At 66.8% G+C, this 22738-nt stretch carries 22 protein-coding genes; 15 read left to right on the top strand and 7 right to left on the bottom strand.

Annotation, left to right across the window (positions count from 1 at the left end; translation table 11 throughout):
• Positions 1-235 precede the first annotated feature (235 nt).
• Positions 236-1399, top strand: a complete 1164-nt coding sequence (locus tag DI041_RS06480; RefSeq protein ID WP_136638492.1) for an acyl-CoA dehydrogenase family protein — start codon at positions 236-238, stop codon at positions 1397-1399.
• Between the two features lie 117 nt (positions 1400-1516).
• On the opposite strand, the gene DI041_RS06475 is transcribed toward DI041_RS06480, so the two are convergent.
• Complete coding sequence (locus tag DI041_RS06475; RefSeq protein ID WP_046985349.1) at positions 1517-1996, bottom strand: tRNA (cytidine(34)-2'-O)-methyltransferase; 480 nt, start codon at positions 1994-1996, stop codon at positions 1517-1519.
• A 69-nt stretch (positions 1997-2065) separates the two neighbouring features.
• Positions 2066-2542 carry an XAC0231 family protein gene (locus DI041_RS06470; RefSeq protein WP_046985348.1) on the bottom strand — a complete coding sequence of 159 codons (477 nt, stop codon included), beginning with the start codon at positions 2540-2542 and terminating at the stop codon, positions 2066-2068.
• A gap of 415 nt (positions 2543-2957) precedes the next feature.
• Here DI041_RS06470 and DI041_RS06465 point away from each other — a divergent pair, with 415 nt between their 5' ends.
• The 4 genes from DI041_RS06465 (at position 2958) to DI041_RS06450 (ending at position 8437) form a co-directional block, all read left to right on the top strand.
• Positions 2958-5807, top strand: a complete 2850-nt coding sequence (locus DI041_RS06465; RefSeq protein WP_046985347.1) for a M16 family metallopeptidase — start codon at positions 2958-2960, stop codon at positions 5805-5807.
• 177 nt (positions 5808-5984) lie between these two features.
• A complete protein-coding gene (locus DI041_RS06460; protein WP_046985346.1) occupies positions 5985-6302 on the top strand; it encodes a DUF4156 domain-containing protein in 318 nt (105 codons plus the stop codon).
• Between the two features lie 103 nt (positions 6303-6405).
• Positions 6406-7422 (top strand): 3-oxoacyl-ACP synthase III, encoded by a 1017-nt coding sequence (locus DI041_RS06455; RefSeq protein ID WP_136638493.1) that lies wholly within the window; start codon positions 6406-6408, stop codon positions 7420-7422.
• A 124-nt stretch (positions 7423-7546) separates the two neighbouring features.
• Complete coding sequence (locus DI041_RS06450; protein ID WP_136638494.1) at positions 7547-8437, top strand: alpha/beta fold hydrolase; 891 nt, start codon at positions 7547-7549, stop codon at positions 8435-8437.
• Between the two features lie 88 nt (positions 8438-8525).
• On the opposite strand, the gene DI041_RS06445 is transcribed toward DI041_RS06450, so the two are convergent.
• The gene (locus tag DI041_RS06445; protein ID WP_046985344.1) at positions 8526-8957 is read right to left on the bottom strand and encodes a YkgJ family cysteine cluster protein; all 432 of its coding nucleotides are present in this window, start codon (positions 8955-8957) and stop codon (positions 8526-8528) included.
• A 104-nt stretch (positions 8958-9061) separates the two neighbouring features.
• On the opposite strand from DI041_RS06445, the gene oleC reads away from it, so the two are divergent.
• The 3 genes from oleC (at position 9062) to DI041_RS06430 (ending at position 11981) form a co-directional block, all read left to right on the top strand.
• Positions 9062-10720, top strand: coding sequence for an olefin beta-lactone synthetase (gene oleC / locus DI041_RS06440; RefSeq protein ID WP_136638495.1), 1659 nt, complete (start codon positions 9062-9064; stop codon positions 10718-10720).
• Positions 10717-11703: a 2-alkyl-3-oxoalkanoate reductase gene (oleD, locus tag DI041_RS06435; protein ID WP_046985342.1), complete on the top strand. Its 987-nt coding sequence runs from the start codon at positions 10717-10719 to the stop codon at positions 11701-11703. The genes oleC and oleD overlap by 4 nt, the downstream gene beginning before the upstream one ends.
• Positions 11704-11825: 122 nt before the next feature.
• Positions 11826-11981 carry a DUF1328 domain-containing protein gene (locus DI041_RS06430; protein WP_004153593.1) on the top strand — a complete coding sequence of 52 codons (156 nt, stop codon included), beginning with the start codon at positions 11826-11828 and terminating at the stop codon, positions 11979-11981.
• Between the two features lie 117 nt (positions 11982-12098).
• Here the strand turns inward: DI041_RS06430 and ddlA are convergent, their stop codons facing one another.
• Positions 12099-13193 (bottom strand): D-alanine--D-alanine ligase, encoded by a 1095-nt coding sequence (ddlA, locus tag DI041_RS06425; protein ID WP_136638496.1) that lies wholly within the window; start codon positions 13191-13193, stop codon positions 12099-12101.
• Positions 13194-13649: 456 nt separating this feature from the next.
• Between ddlA and DI041_RS06420 the strand changes: the two genes are divergently transcribed.
• The 4 genes from DI041_RS06420 (at position 13650) to DI041_RS06405 (ending at position 17351) form a co-directional block, all read left to right on the top strand.
• Positions 13650-14285, top strand: a complete 636-nt coding sequence (locus DI041_RS06420; protein ID WP_046985340.1) for a ubiquinone biosynthesis accessory factor UbiJ — start codon at positions 13650-13652, stop codon at positions 14283-14285.
• Positions 14282-15937: a ubiquinone biosynthesis regulatory protein kinase UbiB gene (gene ubiB / locus DI041_RS06415; protein WP_136640065.1), complete on the top strand. Its 1656-nt coding sequence runs from the start codon at positions 14282-14284 to the stop codon at positions 15935-15937. Before DI041_RS06420 ends, ubiB begins: the two co-directional genes overlap by 4 nt.
• A gap of 5 nt (positions 15938-15942) precedes the next feature.
• Positions 15943-16521: an O-methyltransferase gene (locus DI041_RS06410; RefSeq protein WP_046985338.1), complete on the top strand. Its 579-nt coding sequence runs from the start codon at positions 15943-15945 to the stop codon at positions 16519-16521.
• An 86-nt stretch (positions 16522-16607) separates the two neighbouring features.
• Entirely contained in the window at positions 16608-17351 is a 744-nt protein-coding gene (locus DI041_RS06405; RefSeq protein WP_136640064.1) for a pseudouridine synthase, read from the top strand.
• A 75-nt stretch (positions 17352-17426) separates the two neighbouring features.
• On the opposite strand, the gene DI041_RS06400 is transcribed toward DI041_RS06405, so the two are convergent.
• Entirely contained in the window at positions 17427-17954 is a 528-nt protein-coding gene (locus tag DI041_RS06400) for a DUF2059 domain-containing protein (protein WP_046985336.1), read from the bottom strand.
• A 134-nt stretch (positions 17955-18088) separates the two neighbouring features.
• On the opposite strand from DI041_RS06400, the gene arfB reads away from it, so the two are divergent.
• From arfB to dcp, 3 genes are all read left to right on the top strand, one after another.
• On the top strand, positions 18089-18520 hold the full coding sequence (arfB, locus tag DI041_RS06395; protein ID WP_004135621.1) for an alternative ribosome rescue aminoacyl-tRNA hydrolase ArfB: 432 nt from the start codon (positions 18089-18091) through the stop codon (positions 18518-18520).
• 4 nt (positions 18521-18524) lie between these two features.
• Positions 18525-19127, top strand: a complete 603-nt coding sequence (locus tag DI041_RS06390) for a lysophospholipid acyltransferase family protein (RefSeq protein ID WP_012509731.1) — start codon at positions 18525-18527, stop codon at positions 19125-19127.
• Between the two features lie 111 nt (positions 19128-19238).
• Entirely contained in the window at positions 19239-21395 is a 2157-nt protein-coding gene (gene dcp / locus DI041_RS06385; protein WP_046985334.1) for a peptidyl-dipeptidase Dcp, read from the top strand.
• A gap of 355 nt (positions 21396-21750) precedes the next feature.
• Here the strand turns inward: dcp and DI041_RS06380 are convergent, their stop codons facing one another.
• Positions 21751-22197, bottom strand: coding sequence for a 3-dehydroquinate dehydratase (locus tag DI041_RS06380; RefSeq protein ID WP_004153636.1), 447 nt, complete (start codon positions 22195-22197; stop codon positions 21751-21753).
• A 3-nt stretch (positions 22198-22200) separates the two neighbouring features.
• Positions 22201-22602, bottom strand: a complete 402-nt coding sequence (locus tag DI041_RS06375) for a hypothetical protein (RefSeq protein WP_136640088.1) — start codon at positions 22600-22602, stop codon at positions 22201-22203.
• Positions 22603-22738 lie beyond the last annotated feature (136 nt).

Below are 22738 nucleotides of genomic sequence, written 5' to 3'. Positions count from 1 at the left end.
ACGAGCGAAACGGTTGTTTGAATGTGTCAGGGTACCGGGCCGCGCGTGATCGAGCTAGATCGCCGATGTTCACATCCGGATTGCTGCAATGCAGCGTAATGCGCGTGGTCTGGTAGGTGCCAACCTTGGTTGGCGTGAGCGGAAACACCAGCGCCGACCAAGGTCGGCCTCTACCCGCACACCAACTCCGCCCGGATGACCGACAATGGTCGGGTCCTGACTGCGTGTGAGTGCCATGGCTTTGGATCCGTACGACCTGTTCGATGTCCGTTCCCTGCTCAGCGAGGAAGAGCGCGCGGTCCAGGAGAGCGTCGCCCGCTTCACCAACGAGCGCGTGCTGCCGATCATCGGCGATGCCTTCGACCAGGCACGCTTCCCTTCAGAGCTGGTGCCGGAGATCGCCGCGCTGGGCCTGCTCGGTGCCACCCTTCCGGCCGAATACGGCGGCGGCGACCTCGGCGCGGTCAGCTACGGCCTGATCTGCCAGGAACTGGAACGCGGCGATTCCGGCCTGCGCAGCTTCGTATCGGTGCAGAGCTCGCTGTGCATGTACCCGATCTACGCCTACGGCAGCGAGGAACAGCGCCGGCAATGGCTGCCGGCGATGGCGCGCGGCGAGCTGATCGGCTGCTTCGGCCTGACCGAAGCGCACGGCGGCTCCGATCCGGCCAGCATGAAGACCCGCGCCGTGCGCGATGGCGACGACTGGCGCATCAACGGCAGCAAGATGTGGATCACCAGCGGCCCGGTGGCCGACCTGGCCATCGTCTGGGCGCAGACCGAGGACGGCATCCAGGGCTTCGTGCTGGAAAAGGGCATGCCGGGGTTCACCACGCAGGAGATCAAGCACAAGATGAGCCTGCGTGCGTCGCTGACCGGTGCGCTGTTCTTCGACGACGTGCGCGTGCCCGACAGCCACCGCCTGCCCAACGTGAAGGGCCTGAAGGGGCCGCTGGGTTGCCTGACCCAGGCCCGTTTCGGCATCAGCTGGGGCCCGATCGGTTCGGCCATTGCCTGTCTGGATGAAGCGCTGGGCTATGCCAAGGAGCGCGTGTTGTTCGGCCGCCCGCTGGCCGCGACCCAGAGCGCACAGATCAAGCTGGCCGAGATGGCCCGCCGCATCACCATGGCGCAGCTGCTGGCGTTGCAGCTCGGGCGCCTGAAGGAAGCCGGCCAGCTGCAGCCGCAGCAGGTCAGCCTGGCCAAGTGGAACAACTGCCGCATGGCCATCGACATCGCCCGCGAATGTCGCGATCTGCTGGGCGGGGCCGGCATCACCACCGAGCATGTAGCGATCCGGCATGCGCTGAACCTGGAATCGGTGATCACCTATGAAGGCACCGAGACCGTGCACCAGCTGGTGATTGGGCGTGAGCTGACCGGCATCAACGCGTTCTGAAACCTGTTCCCGGTGGGTGCCAACCTTGGTTGGCACATTCCTTCAGCGTGCGACGCAACATCTGTGCGGACCAAGGTCCGCAACCACCAGGATCGGTTCACACTTACCTGAGGCGGTTTACGCCCCGCCGGCAAACCCGTGCTGGCGCCACGCTTCGTACATCACCACCGCAACGGTGTTGGAAAGATTGAGGCTGCGGTTGTCCGGCCGCATCGGCAGGCGCAGGCGGCGGCCATCGGGCAATGCATCAAGCACGTCCTGCGGCAGGCCGCGGCTTTCCGGGCCGAACAGGAACGCATCGCCATCTTCGAACGCCACGCTGTCATAGCGGACGCTGGCCCGCGTACTCAGGGCAAACAACCGCTTCGGTGCGACCCGCGCCAGCGTCGTGTCCAGATCGGGGTGCACCTGCAGGCGCGAGTACTCGTGGTAGTCCAGCCCGGCGCGCTTGAGCTGCTTGTCTTCCAGTGCGAAACCGAGCGGCTCGACCAGGTGCAGCTGCGCGCCGGTGTTGGCGCAGAGCCGGATCACATTGCCCGTGTTGGGCGGGATTTCCGGTTGGAACAGGATCACATGGAACTGGGGCGCGGCATTCATCGGCGCAGTGTACCTGCGACGACCGCCGCCTTTACGGCGCACGCCCCGCACGGGGCAGGGCGGCACCGGTTACGGGCGCAGCAGGACCTGGGCGGTTTCGGTGGCCAGGGCCTGCAGGTCGGCGGCGCTCGGGCGAACCTGCAGGGCCGGCAGGTTGGTGATGACCTGGTTGGCGACGCTGGTGGCGGCGGCAGCCAGGGTGGCGGCGTAGCGCTGGGCTTCCTGCTCGGCGACCAGGGCGACACGCTGCTCCAGGCTCGGGCGAACTTCCACCGAGGCCAGGGTGGTGATCGGCATCGCGGCAGCAACCGGGGCGGCGAGGTAGCCGTTGCGCTCGGCCAGCTGGTCGCTGCTCGGGCGAACTTCCACCGTGGCCAGGGTCGGGATGCCGCTGGCCTGTTCCCAGGCCTGCTGGGCCAGCTGGTCGGCGGCCGGACGAACCTGCACGGTGGACAGGGTCTTGATGGATTCGGAGGCCTGCACCGACGAAACAACCGCGGTGCCGGCGATCAGGGCGATGGCGATGGCAATGGTCTTGGCGTTCATGACGGGGCCTGTTTAGTGTTGGTGGGCAGTGGTGTGGTAGTAAGGTAGTACACCAATTCTGGGCATGCAAGGAAAATTTTCCATTTCCTGCATTTGTTCAGTCTTCAGTCAGCTTTTGTCTGAAGCCCTTCTTGGCGCAGGAAGTACCAAGCAATCCCCGTGCCAACTTTTAATGATTGATTTAAAAGGATTTTTGTCGGCCAAAAAGTGTCCGGTGGGCGGACACCTGTCCATTCCATGTGCTGCGGACACTGTCCGGACGATGGCTGCCGGTGCATGTGACAGCCCAGAACTCGGCCGTGAGGGGCCGCGGATGGTGCACAGGGGCAAACACCCCCAGTGACTGGCGACCGATTCCTGCCGTTGCCTGCGCAGGCTAGGATCGGGGTTCACCTATGTGACCAAGGATCCGGATATGTCTCTCGCCCTTCGCCCGCGCGCTGCATTGCTGGCCGTCGCCCTCAGCACTGCCCTGGGTACGCTTGCGCCCACCTCCGCGCTTGCCGCCAAGCCGGCGGCACCGGCCAAGGTCGATATTCCGTTTGAGCAGTTCACACTGCCCAACGGCCTGCGCGTGATCGTGCATACCGATCGCAAGGCGCCGATCGTCGCGGTCAATGTCTGGTACCACGTGGGTAGCAAGGACGAGCCGGCCGGCCGCACCGGCTTCGCGCACCTGTTCGAACATTTGATGTTCCAGAGCAGCGAAAACCACGACGGTGAGTACTTCGAGCCCTTCAAGCAGGTGGGTGCCACCGGCCAGAACGGCACTACCAACACCGACCGCACCAACTACTTCGAGAACGTGCCGACCACCGCGCTGGACATGGCGCTGTGGATGGAGTCGGACCGCATGGGCCACCTGGTCGGTGCGATCGACCAGGCCGCGCTGGACGAGCAGCGTGGCGTGGTGCAGAACGAGAAGCGCCAGGGCGAGAACCAGCCTTATGGCCAGGCCTGGGATCAGCTCAACAAGGCGCTGTACCCGGTCGGCCACCCGTACCACCACGGTGTGATCGGTTCGATGAACGATCTCAACGCCGCTTCGCTGGACGACGTGAAGACCTGGTTCCGCACCTGGTACGGCCCGAACAACGCGGTGCTGGTGCTGGCCGGTGACATCGACCTGGCCACCGCCAAGGAAAAGGCTGCCAAGTACTTCGGCAGCATCCCGGCCGGCCCGAGCATGGCGCAGCCGGCAGTGAACGTGGCCAAGCGCAGCGCCGATACCCGCGAGACGATGACCGACAAGGTGCCGCAGGCGCGCATCTACCGCGCCTGGAACGTGCCGCAGGTCGGCACCGCCGACATCGACCAGCTGCAGTTGTTCGCCGAGGTGTTGGGCGGTGCCAAGTCCTCGCGCCTGAGCCAGCGCCTGCAGCACCAGGACAAGCTGGTGGACAGCATCGGTTCGGGCCTGTCGGCCTCGCAGCTGGGCTCCAACTTCGTGATCGTGGCGACCGTGAAGCAGGGCCAGGATCCGGCCAAGGTCGAGAAGATCATCGACGAGGAACTGGACCGCCTGATCAAGCAGGGCCCGACCGCGGCCGAGCTGGAGCGCGCCAAGACCGGCGCCCGCGCCGGCTTCATCCGTGGCATCGAGCGCATCGGCGGCTTTGGCGGCAAGGCCGATGCGCTGGCCGAGTGCGCGGTGTTCACCGGCGACCCGGGCTGCTTCCGCACCTCGCTGGCCAACATCGACAAGGCCAGTGCCGCCGATCTCAGCCGCCTGGGCGCCCAGTGGCTGGACAAGGGCAGCCATACCCTGGTGATCGCACCGGGTGAGCGCGTGGCACTGAAGGAGGAACCAAGCCAGGCACCGAAGCCGTTCAACGTGCCGGCGGTGGACCCGAAGTACAGCACCCTGCCCGAACAGGTGGACCGCAAGGCCGGCGTGCCGCAGACCCGCGAGTTCCCGCAGCTGAAGTTCCCGGCCCTGCAGCGCGCCACGCTGAAGAATGGCACCCAGGTGATCCTGGCCGAACGCCATGAGATTCCGGTGGTGCAGTTCAGCTACCAGTTCCCGGGCGGCTTCAGCGCCGACCAGGGCCGCAAGCCGGGCACCGCCAACTTCACCATGAGCCTGATGACCGAAGGCGCCGGCAAGCTCGGCTCGCTGGCCTTCGCCGATGCTGCCGATGCGCTGGGTGCCAGCCTGGATGCCTCGGCCGGCTTGGACTCGATGAGCGTGGACCTGTCGGCACTGAAGGAAAACCTGGCGCCGTCGCTGGCACTGTACCGCGACCTGCTGCGTGAGCCGCGCTTCGAGCAGGGCGAGATCGACCGGGTCAAGGCGACCTGGATCGCCGGCATCCAGCAGGAGAAGGTCAACCCGGGTGCGGTGGCGATGCGCGTGCTGCCGCCGCTGCTGTACGGCAAGGGCCACCCGTATGCCATTCCGTTTACCGGCAGCGGTGACGAGGCGGCGATCAACGGCCTGACCCGCGAAGACCTGGTCGACTTCCACCACGATTGGCTGCGTCCGCAGAACGGCACCCTGATCGTGGTCGGTGACACCACCCTGGCCGAGATCGTGCCGCTGCTGGACAAGCAGCTGGGCGACTGGAAGGCTGCCGGCGACGCCCCGCAGGTGAAGGCGGCCACCGACGTCGCATTGCCGAAGGGCCCGCGCGTGTTCCTGATCGACCAGCCGGGCGCGGTGCAGGCCAACCTGTTCGCCGGCCAGGTGGTGGCGCCGTCCAGCGCCACCAGCTCGACCCGCTTCGACATCGCCAACGGCGTGATCGGCGGCGACTTCACCTCGCGCCTGAACATGAACCTGCGTGAGGACAAGCACTGGTCGTACGGTGCGCGCAGCAGCGCGATCAACTCGGTGGGCCAGCGCCCGTGGATGGCCAGCGCGCCGGTGCAGATCGACAAGACCGGCCCGGCGATGGCGGAAATGCGCAAGGAAATTGCCGCGTTCGCCGATGGCAGCAAGCCGGCCACCGCCGCCGAGGTCAACCGCATCCGCAACATCCAGACCCTGAGCCTGCCTGGTGCCTACGAGACCGCCAGCGCGGTGGCGTCGACCATCGGTTCGATCGTGCAGTTCAAGCGCCCGGACGACTACGTGCTGCGTCGCAAGGCCGAGATCGAGTCGATGACCCCGGCACAGGTGCAGCAGGCCGCCGCCGAGATCAAGCCGCAGGCGCTGACCTGGGTGGTGGTGGGTGACCTCAAGCAGACTGAAGCGGCGGTGCGTGCGCTGAATCTGGGTGAGGTGACGGTGATCGACGCCGAAGGCAATCCGGTCAAGAAATGAAATAAGGCAAGACCCGGCCCGCCATGTGGCGGGCCGGCTCCCCTTGGTAGTGCCGGCCGTTGGCCGGCAACTCTGAAGGGGTCAGAGCCCCCTGCGGGGGATCTGACCCCGCCCACGGGCTACCCCCGATTCAGGCTGTTCAGGCAGAATCCCCCCATACCCTTCCAGGATCTGCCCATGCGCGTTCTGCTGCTTTCCTCCCTGCTGCTCACCGTCACCGCCTGTACCTGGGTGCCGATCGAACCGGCGGGCAAGACGACCCGCGTGCTGCCGGCAGGCCCGGTTCCGGCCGGTTGCATCGCCAAGGGCGAGGTGGTGGTCACGGTGAAGAGCAAGGTCGGTTTCTACAACCGCAACCCGCTGCGCGTGCAGGAAGAGCTGGAAACCCTGGCCCGCAACGAGGCCCCGAGCGCCGGTGCCAATGCCGTGCAGGCCGCTGCCGCACCGGCCGAGGGCAGCCAGCGCTTCGCCGCATTCCAGTGCCCGCCGCGCTGAATGCTTCACCATACGGCCAAGCCTGAATTCGTAAAGATGCGGTGAAGGCCCCGGGAGTTATAGAATAGCGCCCCCTTTTGCCTGAGCCTTGGCGCTAACCTCGATGCTCTTCAAGAATGTCTCGATCGCCGGCCTGGCACACGTTGATGCGCCGCATACGCTGACGACCAAGGAAATCAACGAGCGGCTGCAGCCGACGCTGGATCGCCTTGGTATCCGCACCGACGTGCTCGGCGATATCGCCGGCATCCATGCCCGCCGCCTGTGGGACAACGGCGTGCTGGCCTCCGACGCCGCCACCATGGCCGGCCGCAAGGCGCTGGAAGACGCAGGCATCAATGCGACGCAGGTGGGCCTGCTGGTCAACACCTCGGTCAGCCGCGACTACCTGGAGCCGTCCACTGCGTCGATCGTCTCCGGCAACCTCGGCGTCAGCGACGAGTGCATGACCTTCGACGTCGCCAATGCCTGCCTGGCCTTCATCAACGGCATGGATATCGCGGCGCGCATGATCGAGCGCGGTGACATCGACTACGCGCTGGTGGTGGACGGCGAGACCGCCAACCTGGTGTACGAGAAGACCCTGGAGCGGATGACCGCCCCGGACGTCACCGCCGACGACTTCCGCAACGAACTGGCCGCCCTGACCACCGGTTCGGGTGCCGCCGCGATGGTGATGGCGCGCTCGGAGCTGGTGCCGGATGCACCGCGCTACAAGGGCGGCGTGACCCGCTCGGCCACCGAGTGGAACCAGCTGTGCCTGGGCAACCTGGACCGCATGGTCACCGACACCCGCATGCTGCTGATCGAGGGCATCAAGCTGGCCCAGAAGACCTTCACCGCCGCCAAGATCGCACTGGGCTGGGCCGTGGAAGAGCTGGACCAGTTCGTCATCCACCAGGTCAGCCAGCCGCACACCGCGGCGTTCATCAAGAATTTCGGCATCGACCCGAAGAAGGTCATGACCATCTTCGGCGAGCACGGCAACATCGGTCCGGCCTCGGTGCCGATCGTGCTGAGCAAGCTCAAGCAGCTGGGCAAGCTGAAGAAGGGCGACCGCATCGCGCTTCTGGGCATCGGCTCGGGCCTGAACTGCTCGATGGCTGAAGTGGTCTGGTAAAAAAGTCACCGCTGACCTGCTGCGCGCCGTCCGCACGTGCCAGCCAACCGCTCGCGACGGGCAGCGATGATTTTCCAAGTGTCCAAGGGCCGGTTCTACCGGCCCTTTCTACAGGTGCGATCCGATGTCCCAGCTTCCCGGTTACCCCGCCCACCCGCAGCGTTTCGAGGTCCGCCCTGGCCTGTCGATGAACTATCTCGACGAAGGTCCGAGCGATGGCGAGGTGGTGGTGATGGTGCACGGCAACCCGTCGTGGAGCTATTACTGGCGCACGCTGGTGTCCGGACTGTCGGACACGTACCGCTGCATCGTGCCGGACCACATCGGCATGGGCCTGTCGGACAAGCCCGATGACAGCCGCTACGAGTACACGCTGCAGTCGCGCGTGGATGATCTGGACGCGTTGCTGAAGCACTTGGGCATCACCGGTCCGGTGACGCTGGCCGTGCACGACTGGGGCGGCATGATCGGCTTCGGCTGGGCGCTGTCGCACCATGACCAGGTGAAGCGCCTGGTGGTGCTCAACACGGCCGCGTTCCCGATGCCGGCGGCGAAGAAGATGCCGTGGCAGATCGCGCTGGGCCGCCACTGGAAGATCGGCGAGTGGATCATCCGCACCTTCAACGCGTTCTCGTCCGGTGCCTCGTGGCTGGGCGTGGAGCGGAAGATGCCGGCCGATGTGCGCCGCGCCTACGTGTCGCCGTACAACAACTACGCCAACCGCATCAGCACCATCCGCTTCATGCAGGACATTCCGCTGTCGCCGGCCGACAAGGCCTGGTCGCTGCTGGAACGCGCCGGCAAGGCGCTGCCGTCGTTCGCCGACCGCCCGGCCTTCCTCGGCTGGGGCCTGCGCGACTTCGTGTTCGACCACCACTTCCTGAAGGGTTTCCAGGCCGCGCTGCCGAAGGCCCAGGTGCACGCCTTCGAGGATGCCGGGCATTACGTGCTGGAAGACAAGCACGACGTGCTGGTGCCGGAGATCCGGGCGTTCCTGGACGCCAACCCGATCTGATCGGATCCCGGTAGTGCCGGCCGCTGGCCGGCAAGCGCGCAATGCGCGCCGGGTTCATGAAGTTGCCGGCCAGTGGCCGGCACTACCACTACGCCGCGATCGGCGCCTGCGGCGGCGAAGACGGGCTGTTGCCGTTGTCGTCCGGATGGTCGTCGTCGTTGCCCGCTTCGTCGCGCCAGCGCCAGTCGGCCAGGGTCAACGGATCCAGCCCATAGGCGATACGGGCCTTGTCGCACTGCGGGCTGGCCTTGCCGTATTCCCACGACGCATCCACCTCGCGGCACACGCTGGGCCGGTTGGGGTGGATGGTGCAGCGTGAATACACGCCGATCTGCGCATCCAGCGCCACGCAGCGCACCGGCTTGGAGTGGGTGCCGCGCATGCACAGCCGGTGCGGATCGAGCACCTCGGTCAGCTGGTGGGGGACGCCACCGGGAGTGACCTCGTCCGATTCCATCCAGTGGAAGGCCACGCGGTATTGAGTGCAGCAGGCGCCGCAGGTCATGCAGGGATGTTGCATGGGCAAGCCGCCCCGGGCGGCAGTCGGAATCAGGAACGAGGGTGCGGATTTTCCACGAAGTGGGCCGCCGCGCAAGAAATTCCGTAAGCGGCGACAATGAACGGATGAACCGACCCTGCAATATTTCGGCCCGTTTGCCTGAACTGGCGCGTGAACGCCCCGACCAGATCGCCATCCGCTGCCCTGGCCGCCGCGGCGCCGGCAACGGCATGGCCGCCTACGATGTGACCCTGGATTACCGCCAGCTGGACGCCCGCAGCGACGCCATGGCCGCCGGCCTGGCCGGCTATGGGATCGGCCGCGGGGTGCGCACGGTGGTGATGGTGCGGCCGTCGCCGGAGTTCTTCCTGCTGATGTTCGCGCTGTTCAAGCTGGGCGCGGTGCCGGTACTGGTCGACCCGGGCATCGACAAGCGCGCGCTGAAGCAGTGCCTGGACGAGGCGCAGCCGGAAGCCTTCATCGGCATTCCGCTGGCCCATGTGGCGCGGCTGGTGCTGCGCTGGGCACCGTCGGCAACCCGTCTGGTCACCGTCGGTCGGCGCCTGGGCTGGGGCGGAACCACTCTGGCCGCGCTGGAACGCGCTGGCGCCAACAGGGGGCCGATGCTGGCCGCTACCGATGGCGAGGACATGGCCGCGATCCTGTTCACCAGCGGCTCGACCGGCGTGCCCAAGGGCGTGGTTTACCGCCACCGCCACTTTGTCGGCCAGATCCAGCTGCTGGGCAGCGCCTTCGGCATGGAAGCGGGCGGCGTGGACCTGCCGACCTTCCCGCCGTTTGCCTTGTTCGACCCGGCGCTGGGCCTGACCTCGGTGATTCCGGACATGGACCCTACCCGGCCGGCGCAGGCCGACCCTGCGCGGCTGCATGACGCGATCCAGCGCTTCGGGGTGACCCAGCTGTTCGGCTCGCCGGCGCTGATGCGGGTGTTGGCCCGCCACGGCCGGCCCCTGCCAACGGTGACCCGGGTGACCTCGGCCGGTGCGCCGGTGCCGCCGGATGTGGTCGCTACCATCCGCAGTCTGCTGCCCGCCGATGCGCAGTTCTGGACCCCGTATGGCGCCACCGAATGTTTGCCGGTGGCGGTGGTGGAGGGCCGCGAGCTGGAGCGCACCCGTGCTGCTACCGAGGCCGGCGCCGGTACCTGCGTGGGCAGCGTGGTCGAGCCGAACGAGGTGCGCATCATCGCCATCGATGACGCACCGCTGCCGGACTGGTCGCAGGCGCGTGTGCTGGCGGTGGGCGAGGTGGGCGAGATCACCGTGGCCGGACCGACCGCCACCGACAGCTACTTCAACCGCCCGCAGGCCACCGCGGCGGCGAAGATCAGCGAGACCTTGGCTGATGGCAGCGTGCGCGTCGTGCATCGCATGGGCGACGTCGGCTACTTCGATGCGCAGGGTCGTCTGTGGTTCTGCGGCCGCAAGACCCATCGGGTGGAAACCGCGCATGGGCCGCTGTACACCGAGCAGGTCGAGCCGGTGTTCAATACCGTGCCCGGGGTTGCGCGCACGGCGCTGGTCGGTGTTGGTCCGGCCGGTGCGCAGGTGCCGGTGCTGTGCGTGGAACTGCAACGTGGTCAGTCAGACAGCCCGGCGCTGCAGGAAGCGCTGCGTGCGCACGCAGCAGCCCGCGCGCCAGAAGCCGGCCTGCAGCACTTCCTGGTGCATCCGGCGTTCCCCGTTGATATCCGTCACAACGCCAAGATCGGCCGCGAGAAGCTCGCCGTCTGGGCCAGCGCCGAACTGGAGAAGCGCGCATGAAGATCCTGGTCACCGGTGGTGGTGGTTTCCTTGGCCAGGCGCTGTGCCGCGGTCTGGTCGAACGTGGCCACCAGGTGCTGGCGTTCAACCGCAGCCACTACCCGGAACTGCAGGCCATGGGCGTGGGCCAGATCCGCGGCGATCTGGCCGATGCGCAGGCGGTGCTGCACGCGGTGGCCGGCGTCGATGCGGTATTCCACAACGGTGCGAAGGCCGGCGCCTGGGGCAGCTATGACAGCTACCACCAGGCCAACGTGGTCGGCACCGACAACGTCATCGCGGCCTGCCGTGCACATGGCATCAGCCGCTTGGTCTACACCTCCACGCCCAGTGTTACCCACCGCGCCACCCATCCGGTGGAGGGCCTGGGTGCCGACGAAGTCCCGTACGGCGAAGATTTCCAGGCGCCGTATGCGGCGACCAAGGCGATTGCCGAACAGCGCGTGCTGGCGGCCAACGACGCCTCGTTGGCGACGGTGGCGCTGCGCCCGCGCCTGATCTGGGGCCCGGGCGACCAGCAGCTGGTGCCGCGCCTGGCCGAACGTTCACGGCAGGGCCGCCTGCGCCTGGTCGGCGATGGCAACAACAAGGTGGATACCACTTACATCGACAACGCCGCGCTCGCGCACTTCCTCGCTTTCGAGGCATTGGCCCCGGGTGCAGCGTGTGCGGGCAAGGCCTACTTCATTTCCAACGGCGAACCGCTGCCGATGCGCGAGCTGGTCAACAAGCTGCTGGCCGCTGTGGGTGCACCGACGGTGGACAAGGCGATCAGCTTCAAGACCGCTTATCGCATTGGTGCGGTCTGCGAACGGCTGTGGCCGCTGCTGCGCCTGCGCGGCGAGCCGCCGTTGACCCGCTTCCTGGCCGAGCAGCTGTGCACGCCTCACTGGTACAGCATGGAACCGGCGCGCCGCGATTTCGGCTACGTGCCGCAGGTCAGCATTGAAGAAGGGCTGCGCAGGCTGAAGGCTGCGTCATGACGTCAGGCTCACGGCGCTGAAGACTTCATCACGCGCAGAGCCTGCCATCACTGGTTGCACACCGCCGAATCGGGAGGATGGACCCACGCCATCCAACGGCCCGGACATCTGCGAGGAGCACCATGCTGCATTACGCCGTTATTTTCTTCGTCATCGCCATCATCGCCGCCGTGCTCGGCTTCTCCGGCATCGCCGGTGCCGCCAGCAACATTGCCTGGATCCTGTTCGTTGTGTTCCTGGTACTGGCAGTGATCTCGATGTTCCGCAAGCGCGGTTAGAAGACCGCAGGGTAGTGCCGGCCGCTGGCCGGCACTGCTCTTTCCGGTGGGTGCCGACCGTTGGCCGGTACGCTCCTTTGTAGAGTCGAGCCATGCTCGACTCTACAGAGAGCGCCCCTACACGGCGCTGTGCAATCCGCGATCGGCTTCATGGCGCTCCAGCGCCAGTTCGATCAGGCGCGTGATCAGCGTGGTGTAGTCCACACCGCTGGCGCCCCACAGCTTCGGGTACATGCTGATGCGGGTGAAGCCCGGCAGCGTGTTGACCTCGTTGATGACGATCTCACCGTCTGCGGTGAGGAACACATCCACGCGCGCCATGCCCGCACACTCCAGCGCCTGGTAGGCCTGCAGCGCGATCTGCTGGATGCGCGCCTGGGTTGCGGCATCGATATCCGCCGGCACCACCACCTCGGCGCCATCCTCGTTGATGTACTTGGTGTCGTAGGCGTAGAACTCGTCGTGTACCACCACCTCGCCGCACAGGCTGGCCTGCGGCAGTTCGTTGCCCAGCACCGCGCACTCGATCTCACGGCCGACCACCGCCGATTCCACCAGCACTTTGTGGTCATAACGCAGCGCCAGTTCCAGTGCCCCGGCGAAGCCCGCCGCATCCTTGACCTTGCTCACACCCACCGACGAACCCTGGTTGGCCGGCTTCACGAACAACGGCAGGCCGAGCTGCGCGATCACCGCATCGACATCGACTGCCGCCGCCTGATGGCGACGGATGCACAGCCACGGTGCCACCTGCAGCCCGGCGTCGCGCAGCAGGCGCTTGGTCACGTCCTTGTCCATCGCCACCGCCGAGCCCAGTACCGGCGAACCGACGAAGGGCAGGTTGGCCATGCGCAGCAGGCCCTGCAACGCACCGTCCTCGCCCAGCGGCCCATGCACGATCGGCAGCACCACATCGATCTGTCCCAGCGCACTGGCTGCATCGGACGGCTGCAGTTGTGACTGCTCGGCACCCGGGCGTACCGCCAGCGACGTGCCGGACCGATGCAGCGCGATGCGCGACGGATCATCGGCATTGATCAGGAAGGTATCCGGCTGGCTCAGATGCCACTGGCCCTGCTTGTCGATGCCGACCAGCACCGGCTCGAAGCGCTCGCGATCAAGCGCATCGAGGATGTTCTTCGCCGACTGCAGCGAAACTTCGTGCTCGGAAGACTTGCCACCGAAGATGATGCCGACCCGGGTCCGTGCCATGGTGTTGCGATGTCCTTTGCGTTGCGTGGCCGTACAGCATGAACCTTCCATTGCCGCTCAGGTGAGGCACAGATGAACCGCCTGGCGGCCGGCTCAAGTAGCGGCCAACCTTGGTTGGCTCCCGGAAATCCAGCGCCGACCAAGGTCGGCATCTACCAACGCGAGATGCCATCAGCATTGGGCTCAGAGCCCGTTGCGCAGCAACGGGATCCGACCCCGGATAGCCTGACAGATCGCAGGAACCTGTCGAAGGCGGGGTGGGGCCGGTTGCGGGGGCGTGAGCCGCATGGATGCGGCGACCGAGCTTACATGGACGTACTTGCAGCGTCCCCCGCAACCGGCCCCACCCCGCCTCCCACAGGAAGCCAGCCTTTGATGTTGCTCTGGCAGTGGCCTCTGCGGGTGCCGGGCAGCAGCCCGGCCCAAGCCCCCCACCCACGCAGGTAGAATGCACACATGGCTCTCTCCCTGCTCAAGTCCCTCAAGCCGGTCGCCGGCCGCGCCCTGCAGATCGCCCTGAACCGCGCGCTGGCGCTGGATCCGGATACCCGCCACGCGCTGGCCAGCCTGGATGGCCGGCATATCGACCTGACCCTGGAAGCGCCCTCTCTGGCGATGCGCATCAGTGTCGATGGCGACCAGCTGCGGGTCGGTCCAGTGGACGCACAGGAAGCCGATCTGGCCGTGCGCAGCAGCCTGGCCGGCGTGCTCGCGCAGCTGCCGTTGCTGGCCAGTGCACGGCGCGCCGACAACAACGGCAAGGGCCGCGTGCGCGTGGCCGGCGATGCCGAACTGGCGCGCCGCCTGCAGCAGCTCGCCAAGGGCTTCGATCCGGACTGGCAACAGCCCTTCGTCAGCGTGTTCGGCGAGGTGCTGGGCGTGCAGGTTGCCAACACCCTGCGCAGCGCTCTGCAGCACGCGCGGCAGGGCGCGATCGACCTGGCCCACAGCGCCGCCGAATTCATCACCGAGGAATCGCGCGACGTGGTGCCGCGCGCTGAGCTGGATGCCTTCCATGATGATGTGGACGTGCTGCGCGATGACGTCGAACGTCTCGGCGCGCGCGTACAGCGCCTGCGGGGTGCCGCATGAAGGCTGTGCTGCGCGCCAGCCGCATTGGCCGGGTGATCCTGCGCTACCGCCTGGACGACCTGCTGCAGGGCACCCCCGCCGAGCGCTGGCTGCGCCTGGCCAAGCCGTTCGTGCCGCGCGCTTCGGCCGACATCGCTGCTCAGTCGCGCGGTGCACGCCTGCGCCTGGCACTGCAGGATCTCGGCCCGATCTTCGTCAAGTTCGGCCAGATCCTGTCCACCCGCCGCGACCTGGTGCCGCCGGACGTGGCCAATGAATTGACCCTGCTGCAGGACCGCGTCAAGCCGTTCGATGGCGAGACCGCACGCCGCATCGTCGAAGAAGCGCTCGGCCTGCCGGTCAGCGAGGCCTTCGCCAGCTTCGACACCGAGCCGCTGGCCTCGGCGTCGATCGCACAGGTGCACGCGGCCACGCTGGCCGATGGCCGCCAGGTGGTGGTCAAGGTGCTGCGCCCGGGCATCGAGAAGCAGATCGACGCCGATATCGCGTTGCTCAATTCGCTGGCTGCCCTGGTCGAGCGCACCCATCCGCGCGCCGACAAGATCCGTCCGCGCGAAGTGGTGGCCGAAGTCGAAAACACCCTGTCCGCCGAGCTGGACCTGCAGCGCGAAGGCGCCAATGCCAGCGTGCTGCGCCGCTTCTGGGAAAACAGCGACGACCTGTACGTGCCGGAAGTGATCTGGAGCCACACCGCCGAGCGCGCGCTGACCCTGGAGCGCGTGTGGGGCATCCCCTCCGATGACATTGCTGCACTGGACAAGGCGGGCATCGACCGCAAGGCACTGGCTGCCAAGGGGGTGCGGGTGTTCTACACCCAGGTGTTCCGCGACAACTTCTTCCATGCCGACGCGCATGCCGGCAACATCTGGGTCGACACCGATCCGTCGCGCCGCGCCAACCCGCGCTTCATCGCGCTGGACTTCGGCATCATGGGCCAGCTCTCCCAGGAAGATCAGTACTACCTGGCCGAGAACTTCATGGCCATCTTCAACCGCGATTACCGCCGCATCGCCGAACTGCACGTGCAGGCGCGCTGGATGCCGGACAACGTGCGCATCGATGATCTCGAGGCCGCCGTGCGTTCGGTGTGCGAGCCGTACTTCACCCGGCCGCTGTCGCAGATCTCGCTGGCCGAAGTGCTGATGAAGCTGTTCCGCGTGGCCCAGCGTTACCAGCTGACCCTGCAGCCGCAGCTGATCCTGCTGCAGAAGACCCTGCTGAACATCGAAGGCGTCGGCCGCCAGCTCGACCCGCAGATCGACATCTGGGCAGTGGCCAAGCCGGTGCTGGCGAAGATCCTGCGCGAGCGCTACAGCCCGCGCCGCGTGGTGCGCGAGATCGGCAAGCGGCTGCCGGAAATCATGACCCACGCGCCGGACATGCCGCGCCTGGTACACGCCTGGCTGACCCAGCAGGTGGAAGGACGCCACGAACTGTCGATGCGTTCGCGCGACCTGGCCGCACTGGATGCCAGCGTGCAGCGCCTGCAGAAGCGCGCGGTGGGTGCGATCACCGGTGTCGGCCTGCTGGCCATCGCCGCACTGATGTATGTGGTGCAGCCACCGGGCTGGTACTGGGGTGACCTGCCGATGTGGAGCTGGCTGTCCGGTGCGGTCGGTGCGGTCGCGCTGCTGTGCGCGTGGTGGAAGTAGGCCCCGTGCTGAAAGCGCTCAAGGACGAGCTGGTCCGCTTCGGCGCCGACAACGACGCACGCGAAAGCGAGCGCGGCCGACGCATGCTCAACATCACGCCTGACACCGGTGAGTTCCTGTCGGTTCTGGTGCGATTCGGCAACACTCACCGGGTGCTGGAAATCGGTACGTCCAACGGCTATTCCACGCTGTGGCTGGCCGAGGCCGCCGCCGCCATCGGCGGCCACGTGACCACGCTGGAGTACGCCGACGACAAGGTGGCGATGGCGCGAGCCACGTTTGCACGGAGTGGCCTGGGTGATCGCATCAGCCTGGTCCATGGCGATGCCGGGCTCTGGCTGGCGCAGGCCGCCGATGCCTGCATCGACCTGCTGTTCCTCGATTCGGACCGCGGGCAGTACGCCGGCTGGTGGCCGCAGCTGCGCCGCGTGCTGCGCCCCGGTGGCCTGCTGGTGGTGGACAACGCCACCTCGCATGCGGAAGAGATGCAACCGCTGCGCGTGCTGCTGGATGCTGATCCGGACTTCAGCACCAGTCTGGTGCCGGTGGGCAACGGCGAGTTGCTGGCCGTGCGCAACGCCTGACCGGCGCATCTGCCTACCTGGGGTCAGATCCCTTTTCCACAGGGAAAGGGATCTGACCCCGATCAGGGCACCCGTATAATCCCGCGGTGAGCACCGAACCCGATACCCTCGCCGCGGTCGAGACCGACACCGCGCCCCTGCAGCTGCTGTACCTGGATGAGCGCCTGGCCGTGGTCAACAAGCCTGCCGGGCTGATGGTCCACGACAGCAAACTGGCCCGTGGCGAAGACGACTTCCTGGCCGACCGCCTGCGCGAGCAGCTGGGTCGCCCGATCTTCCTCGTGCATCGCCTGGACCGGGCGACGAGCGGCTGTCTGCTGCTGGCTTTCGACCGCGAGACCGCCAGCACGCTGGGCAAGGCGCTGATGGGCGGTGAAGTGGCCAAGGACTACCTGACGGTCTGCCGTGGCTGGCCGGCCGAGTTGTCCTGGCGGGTCGACCACGACCTCGACGGTGGCCCGGGCAAGCCGGTGAAGAAGCCGGCAGTGACCGACTTCCAGCGCCTGGCCACCGGCGAGCTGTCAGTGCCGATCGGAGAGTTCACCAGTTCGCGCTATGCATTGCTGCGCTGCCAGCCGCAGACCGGGCGTTTCCGGCAGATCCGCCGGCACCTCAAGCACCTGTCGCACCACATGATCGGCGACACCAGCCACGGTGATGGTCGGCACAACCGCATCTTCCGCATGCAGGGCGTACACCGCATGCTGCTGCACGCCGAGCGCCTGCGCTTCCCGCATCCGGACGGTGGCACGGTGGACGTGCGTGCGCCGTTGGACGGCGGGTTCCAGAAGGCGCTGGACCTGTTCGGCTGGCAGGTGGATACCGCTTGACGGTAGTGCCGGCCGCTGGCCGGCAGCTACGCGATTCCAGATGTACTGGGGAGCCGGCCAGCGGCCGGCACTACCTCACTTCTTTTCCGGCTCGTTGACGATCGCTTCCAGGTCCTTCTGCAGGTCCGCGAACAACGGCTGCATGCGGGCCTGGATCGCCACCATCACGTTCTGCATCAGGGCCGGGGTCTTGTCCAGCAGGCTCTGGCCGGCCGCGCTCTCGTAGAACTCGGCCATCGCCAGCACGTCTTCCTTGCTGAACGTCTTCTTGTACAGGTCCACGTACATCGGCCGCAGCTGCTGCCACGACAGGGCCTGGCGCAGTGTCTGGCTGGTCCGCGCCTGGATCCGCTTCAGCTGCTCCTGCTGCTGGGCGTTGAGCTGGCGCTGCGCGGCCACCTGCTGGAACTGCTGCTGCTGCATCGCCTCGATCTGCGGCAGCATGGTGTCGATCATGCTCTGCGCGCGCGAGGCTGACAGCAGGCGGTTGATGTCGCCATCGGTCGGCGGGGCGGCCAGTGCCGGAATGCTGGCCACGGCCAGCGCCAGCAGCAGGGCGGCGCGGCGCAGCAGGGACGGCAGGGCGGGTGTGGTGCGGGTCATGCGGGGCTTCCTGCAGTACATGGGACGGCCAGCATACCGGCAGCCGAGGCGAAGGCGGCGTGTTCGGTACCTGATCGGCGGCATACGGTGCGCAATGACGTACTCCATCGCGTGGCTGCCGCTACAATGCGCGGATGGGCAGTGGACCGGTCACCATCAGCGCGCAGCTTGAAATCCCCGACGGCGAGATCGTCGAGCGGTTCGTGCGTGCCAGTGGTGCCGGTGGCCAGAACGTCAACAAGGTCTCCACCGCGGTGGAACTGCGTTTCGATGTGGCCGGCTCGCCCTCGTTGCCCGAACCGTTGCGCGAACGCTTGCTGGCGCGGCGCGACCGGCGCATGACCGGCGAAGGCGTGCTGGTCATCGACGCGCAACGATTCCGTACCCAGGATCGCAATCGCGAGGATGCGCGCGATCGGCTGGCGGCCTTCATCCAGGCCGGGCTGCACGTGCCCAAGCCACGCAAGGCCACCAAGCCGACCCTCGGGTCGAAACTGCGTCGTCTGGACGCCAAACGCGGGCGCGCGCAGGTCAAGCGCGGGCGCTCATCACGTGACTGGGAGTGATTGCTTGAACAACCCGACGCCGTTGCTGCCGGCCATTCCGCCGAACATGCCGCAGGTCAAACCCAACCGCTTCCTGCGCTGGCTGGCGCGCTGCACGCTGCGCATGGGCGGCTGGAAGGTTACCGGCACCCTGCCCGACATCCCGAAGCTGGTCTTCATCATCGCCCCGCATTCGTCCAACTGGGATGGCCTGTGGGGTATGGCGGCCAAGATCGCACTGGGCATGAAGGTCAAGGTGCTGGGCAAGGCCTCGCTGTTCTGGTGGCCACTGGGCCCCCTGTTGCACAAGCTGGGCGTGATCCCGCTGGACCGCAGTTCGCCGCAGGGCACGGTGGGCCAGGCGGTGGACCTGCTGCGCAACAACGAGAAGATGTGGTTTGCCATCACCCCGGAAGGCACGCGCAAGGCGGTGAAGGACTGGAAGGCCGGTTTCCTGAAGATCGCGCGGATGGCTGATGTGCCGGTTCTGGCGGCGTATTTCCATTACCCGGAAAAGATCATCGGCATCGGCCCGGTGTTCCATCCCAGCGGAGACGACGCAGCCGACATGGCGGCGATCCGCGAGTTCTACCGGCCCTGGATCGGCAAGACCCGCGGCACGGTCTGAGCCGGCCGCGCGCCGCTGCCTAGACGCCACGTCCGGCACATGCCGGGCGTGCGCGACAGGAGTAGGGTGGACGGCTGGTATCCCATACCGTCTGCCCAAGGAGCGTTTTACATGTCGCGTACCGTAGTCCTGGCCGCCGCCATCAGCCTGGCGCTGGCGGCCTGTTCCGGCAAGGAGTCCACCCCCGTGTCCGATGCCCAGAAAGCCCCGGCCCAGCAGCCGGCCGAAGCCTCCACCAACCCGCTGCTGAGCGCCAGCACGCTGCCGTTCCAGGCCCCGCAGTTCGACAAGATCAAGGACAGCGACTACCTGCCGGCCTTCGAAGAAGGGATGCGCCAGCACCTGGCTGATGTCCGCAAGATCGCCGACAACCCTGAGCCGGCCACCTTCGACAACACGCTGGTGGCGATGGAGCGCAGCGGCGAGACCCTGAACCGCGTGTCGCGCATCTTCTTCGGCCTGGTCCAGGCCGACGGCACCGAAGCGCGCCAGAAGATCCAGGAAGACATCGCACCGAAGCTGGCCGCGCACCAGGACGAGATCAACCTCGACCCGAAGCTGTTCGCGCGTGTGAAGTCGCTGTACGACCAGCGTGACACGCTGGAACTGGACCCGGTGCAGAAGCGCCTGGTCGAGCATTACTACGACGGCCTGGTGCGCGCCGGTGCCCAGCTGTCCGACGCCGACAAGGCGAGCCTGCGCAAGCTCAACGTGGAAGAGACCACCCTCTCCACCCAGTTCCACACCCGCCTGGTGGCCGCTACCGCCGCTGCCGCCGTGGTCGTCGACGACAAGGCCAAGCTGGCCGGCCTGGACGACAATGCGATCAACAACGCTGCGTCTGCCGCCAAGGACCGCAAGCTGGATGGCAAGTTCCTGCTGCCGCTGCAGAACACCACCCAGCAGCCGGTGCTCGGTTCGCTGACCGATCGTGACCAGCGCGCCGCGGTGCTGAAGGCTTCGGAAACCCGCGCAGAGCGTGGCGATGCCAACGACACCCGGCAGACCGTACAGCGCCTGGCACAGCTGCGTGCGCAGAAGGCCAAGCTGCTCGGCTTCGACACCTTCGCCGACTACCAGCTGGGCGACCAGATGGCCAAGACCCCGGCCGCTGCGCTCAAGCTGCTGACCGACACCGTGCCGGCCGCGACGGCCAAGGCGCGTGCCGAAGCCGGCGAGATCCAGAAGGTGATCGACGCGCAGAAGGGTGGTTTCCAGGTCGCTGCTTCGGACTGGGATTTCTACGCCGAACAGGTGCGCAAGGCCAAGTACGATCTGGACGAGTCGCAGATCAAGCCGTACTTCGAACTGGACAACGTGCTGCAGAACGGCGTCTTCTACGCCGCCACCCAGCTGTACGGCATCACCTTCAAGCCGCGTACCGACATTCCGACCTACAACCCGGACATGAAGGTATACGAAGTGTTCGACAAGGACGGCACTTCGCTGGCCCTGTTCTACACCGACTACTTCAAGCGTGACACCAAGTCCGGCGGCGCATGGATGGACGTGTTCGTCGAACAGGACGGCCTGACCGGTGCCAAGCCGGTGGTCTACAACGTCTGCAACTTCACCAAGCCGGCCGACGGCCAGCCTGCGCTGATCAGCTTCGACGACGTCACCACGATGTTCCATGAGTTCGGCCATGCGCTGCACGGCATGTTCTCGAACGTGAAATACCCGTCGATCGCCGGCACCGCCACTTCGCGTGACTTCGTCGAGTTCCCGTCGCAGTTCAACGAGCACTGGGCGCTGGATCCGAAGGTGTTTGCCAACTACGCCAAGCACTACAAGACCGGCGAGGCGATGCCGCAGGAACTGGTCGACAAGATCCTCAAGGCACGCAGCTTCAACCAGGGCTATGCGACCACCGAGTACCTGTCGGCCGCGCTGCTGGACCTGGCCTGGCACACGCAGAAGGCCGATGCGCCGCTGCAGGATGTCGGTGCGTTTGAAGCCAGCGCACTGAAGAAGTTCAAGGTCGACCTGCCGCAGGTGCCGCCGCGTTACCGCACCACCTACTTCGACCACATCTGGGGTGGTGGTTATTCGGCCGGTTACTACGCCTACTTCTGGGCCGAAGTGCTGGACCATGACGCCTACCAGTGGTTCACCGAACACGGTGGCCTGACCGCCGCCAATGGCCAGGAATTCCGCGACAAGATCCTCTCGCGCGGCAACAGCGTGGAGCTGTCGACCCTCTACCGCGATTTCCGCGGCAAGGACCCGTCGGTGGAGCCGCTGCTGAAGTTCCGCGGCCTGAAGTAAGCGCGGCCTGAAGTACGAAAGAAAGAACGGCGGGGGCAACCCCGCCGTTTTTCGTTGTGTCGCTCATCCACGCATGGCGTGGATCCATGTGTCGACCAAGGTCGACACCCACCCAGAGCAGGCCATGCCATTCCGATAGGTCGCGGAAACGTGTCGAAGGCGGGGTGGGTCCGGTTGCGGGGGCGTGAGCGCCATGGATGGCGCGACCGAGCTTACATGGACGTACTTGCAGCGTCCCCCGCAACCGGACCCACCCCGCCATCCCAAGCAATGCCAGCCTCCGCTGTTGCTGTTGTTGTTGAGGTTGCCGGCCAGCGGCCGGCACTACCCCCGGGTGCCGGGCGCAGCCCGGCCATCACGTCCCTACATGCACCCGGTTCGCCTGCTCGGCCAACCCCAGGTGGTCCAGCGCGATGTCCAGCGCCAGCACATAACTCTGCGCGCCATACCCCGCGGCGATGCCCAGGCGCTGGCCGACACCGGCCGGCAGGCACGGCTCGGCCACCGCGCCGTCGTCATGCACTTCCACGTAGGCGTTGTGCAGGTACGGCAGCAGCCGCTGCAGGCGCAGGCTGTTGGCACACGCACCCGGATCGAGCAGCGTCACCTCGCCACGGCTGTGATCGGCCACGCGCAGCGCATCCAGCAGTTCCTGTTCCGAACCGCAGGCACGGATCGCGACGCTGGTGCCGGCGTCGATCGCGCGATGCACCAGCGACTTCAGTACCGGCGCCGGCAGCGGCATTGCCGTGCGGATCAATGCACCGGCCGCTTCCGGGCCGCGGATGATGAAGATCGACATGGCTCAGCCCTCCTGCGCCAGACGGCGGCCAACGATGGCCAGCGACAACGGGTAACCGGCCTGCTGGCTGCGCTGGTCGACCACCACTGCGGCGGGACCGTGCTGCAGGCGCAGGCGTGCCTCCAGGCCGGGCTCGTTGGGGGACTGCAGCTCGATGTACTGCGCCGGCAGCCGTTCCAGCGCCGCCTGCAGCGCGCCACCTTCGGCCTGCCATTGCGCCTCGTCGGCGGCGCCGACATCCAGCAGTACCCAGTCGGCCGAGCGCGCCTGTGGCTGGCACAGGCACTGGCGCACCTCGGACAGGCTGGCGCAGTCGCTGCACAGCACGCGATGGCCGCTCAGCTGCGCCGGCAGCTGCGGGTGCGGCGCCGACGGAGACGCGTGGCGGATCACCAGGAGGGTCATACAACACCTTGCGGAATGCGCCCTGCGGCGCGGTGGGCACACGATGCGCGTGCTGCCCGTAAAGGTGCGATGCCCGCGGCCGGGTCGGGGCGTAAAACCTGCGTAACCCGTGCATCGGTAGCGCGGGGCCATGCCC

Origin of the sequence: Stenotrophomonas maltophilia (assembly GCF_004920835.1) — a bacterium.
GTDB classification, from domain to species: Bacteria; Pseudomonadota; Gammaproteobacteria; order Xanthomonadales; family Xanthomonadaceae; genus Stenotrophomonas; species Stenotrophomonas maltophilia_AQ.
This window is presented reverse-complemented; position numbering and strand designations above follow the sequence as displayed.

What these genes read in the sequence shown, in the direction of transcription:
- ddlA (WP_136638496.1), bottom strand. Translation starts at nt 13,193, where the DNA reads ATGGCACGGACCCGGGTCGGCATCATCTTCGGTGGCAAGTCTTCCGAG.
- DI041_RS06420 (WP_046985340.1), top strand. Translation starts at nt 13,650, where the DNA reads ATGGCTCTCTCCCTGCTCAAGTCCCTCAAGCCGGTCGCCGGCCGCGCC.
- DI041_RS06460 (WP_046985346.1), top strand. Translation starts at nt 5,985, where the DNA reads ATGCGCGTTCTGCTGCTTTCCTCCCTGCTGCTCACCGTCACCGCCTGT.
- arfB (WP_004135621.1), top strand. Translation starts at nt 18,089, where the DNA reads ATGGGCAGTGGACCGGTCACCATCAGCGCGCAGCTTGAAATCCCCGAC.
- ubiB (WP_136640065.1), top strand. Translation starts at nt 14,282, where the DNA reads ATGAAGGCTGTGCTGCGCGCCAGCCGCATTGGCCGGGTGATCCTGCGC.
- oleD (WP_046985342.1), top strand. Translation starts at nt 10,717, where the DNA reads ATGAAGATCCTGGTCACCGGTGGTGGTGGTTTCCTTGGCCAGGCGCTG.
- DI041_RS06375 (WP_136640088.1), bottom strand. Translation starts at nt 22,602, where the DNA reads ATGACCCTCCTGGTGATCCGCCACGCGTCTCCGTCGGCGCCGCACCCG.
- DI041_RS06455 (WP_136638493.1), top strand. Translation starts at nt 6,406, where the DNA reads ATGCTCTTCAAGAATGTCTCGATCGCCGGCCTGGCACACGTTGATGCG.
- DI041_RS06450 (WP_136638494.1), top strand. Translation starts at nt 7,547, where the DNA reads ATGTCCCAGCTTCCCGGTTACCCCGCCCACCCGCAGCGTTTCGAGGTC.
- DI041_RS06475 (WP_046985349.1), bottom strand. Translation starts at nt 1,996, where the DNA reads ATGAATGCCGCGCCCCAGTTCCATGTGATCCTGTTCCAACCGGAAATC.
- DI041_RS06430 (WP_004153593.1), top strand. Translation starts at nt 11,826, where the DNA reads ATGCTGCATTACGCCGTTATTTTCTTCGTCATCGCCATCATCGCCGCC.
- DI041_RS06465 (WP_046985347.1), top strand. Translation starts at nt 2,958, where the DNA reads ATGTCTCTCGCCCTTCGCCCGCGCGCTGCATTGCTGGCCGTCGCCCTC.
- DI041_RS06400 (WP_046985336.1), bottom strand. Translation starts at nt 17,954, where the DNA reads ATGACCCGCACCACACCCGCCCTGCCGTCCCTGCTGCGCCGCGCCGCC.
- dcp (WP_046985334.1), top strand. Translation starts at nt 19,239, where the DNA reads ATGTCGCGTACCGTAGTCCTGGCCGCCGCCATCAGCCTGGCGCTGGCG.
- DI041_RS06445 (WP_046985344.1), bottom strand. Translation starts at nt 8,957, where the DNA reads ATGCAACATCCCTGCATGACCTGCGGCGCCTGCTGCACTCAATACCGC.
- DI041_RS06480 (WP_136638492.1), top strand. Translation starts at nt 236, where the DNA reads ATGGCTTTGGATCCGTACGACCTGTTCGATGTCCGTTCCCTGCTCAGC.
- DI041_RS06470 (WP_046985348.1), bottom strand. Translation starts at nt 2,542, where the DNA reads ATGAACGCCAAGACCATTGCCATCGCCATCGCCCTGATCGCCGGCACC.
- oleC (WP_136638495.1), top strand. Translation starts at nt 9,062, where the DNA reads ATGAACCGACCCTGCAATATTTCGGCCCGTTTGCCTGAACTGGCGCGT.
- DI041_RS06380 (WP_004153636.1), bottom strand. Translation starts at nt 22,197, where the DNA reads ATGTCGATCTTCATCATCCGCGGCCCGGAAGCGGCCGGTGCATTGATC.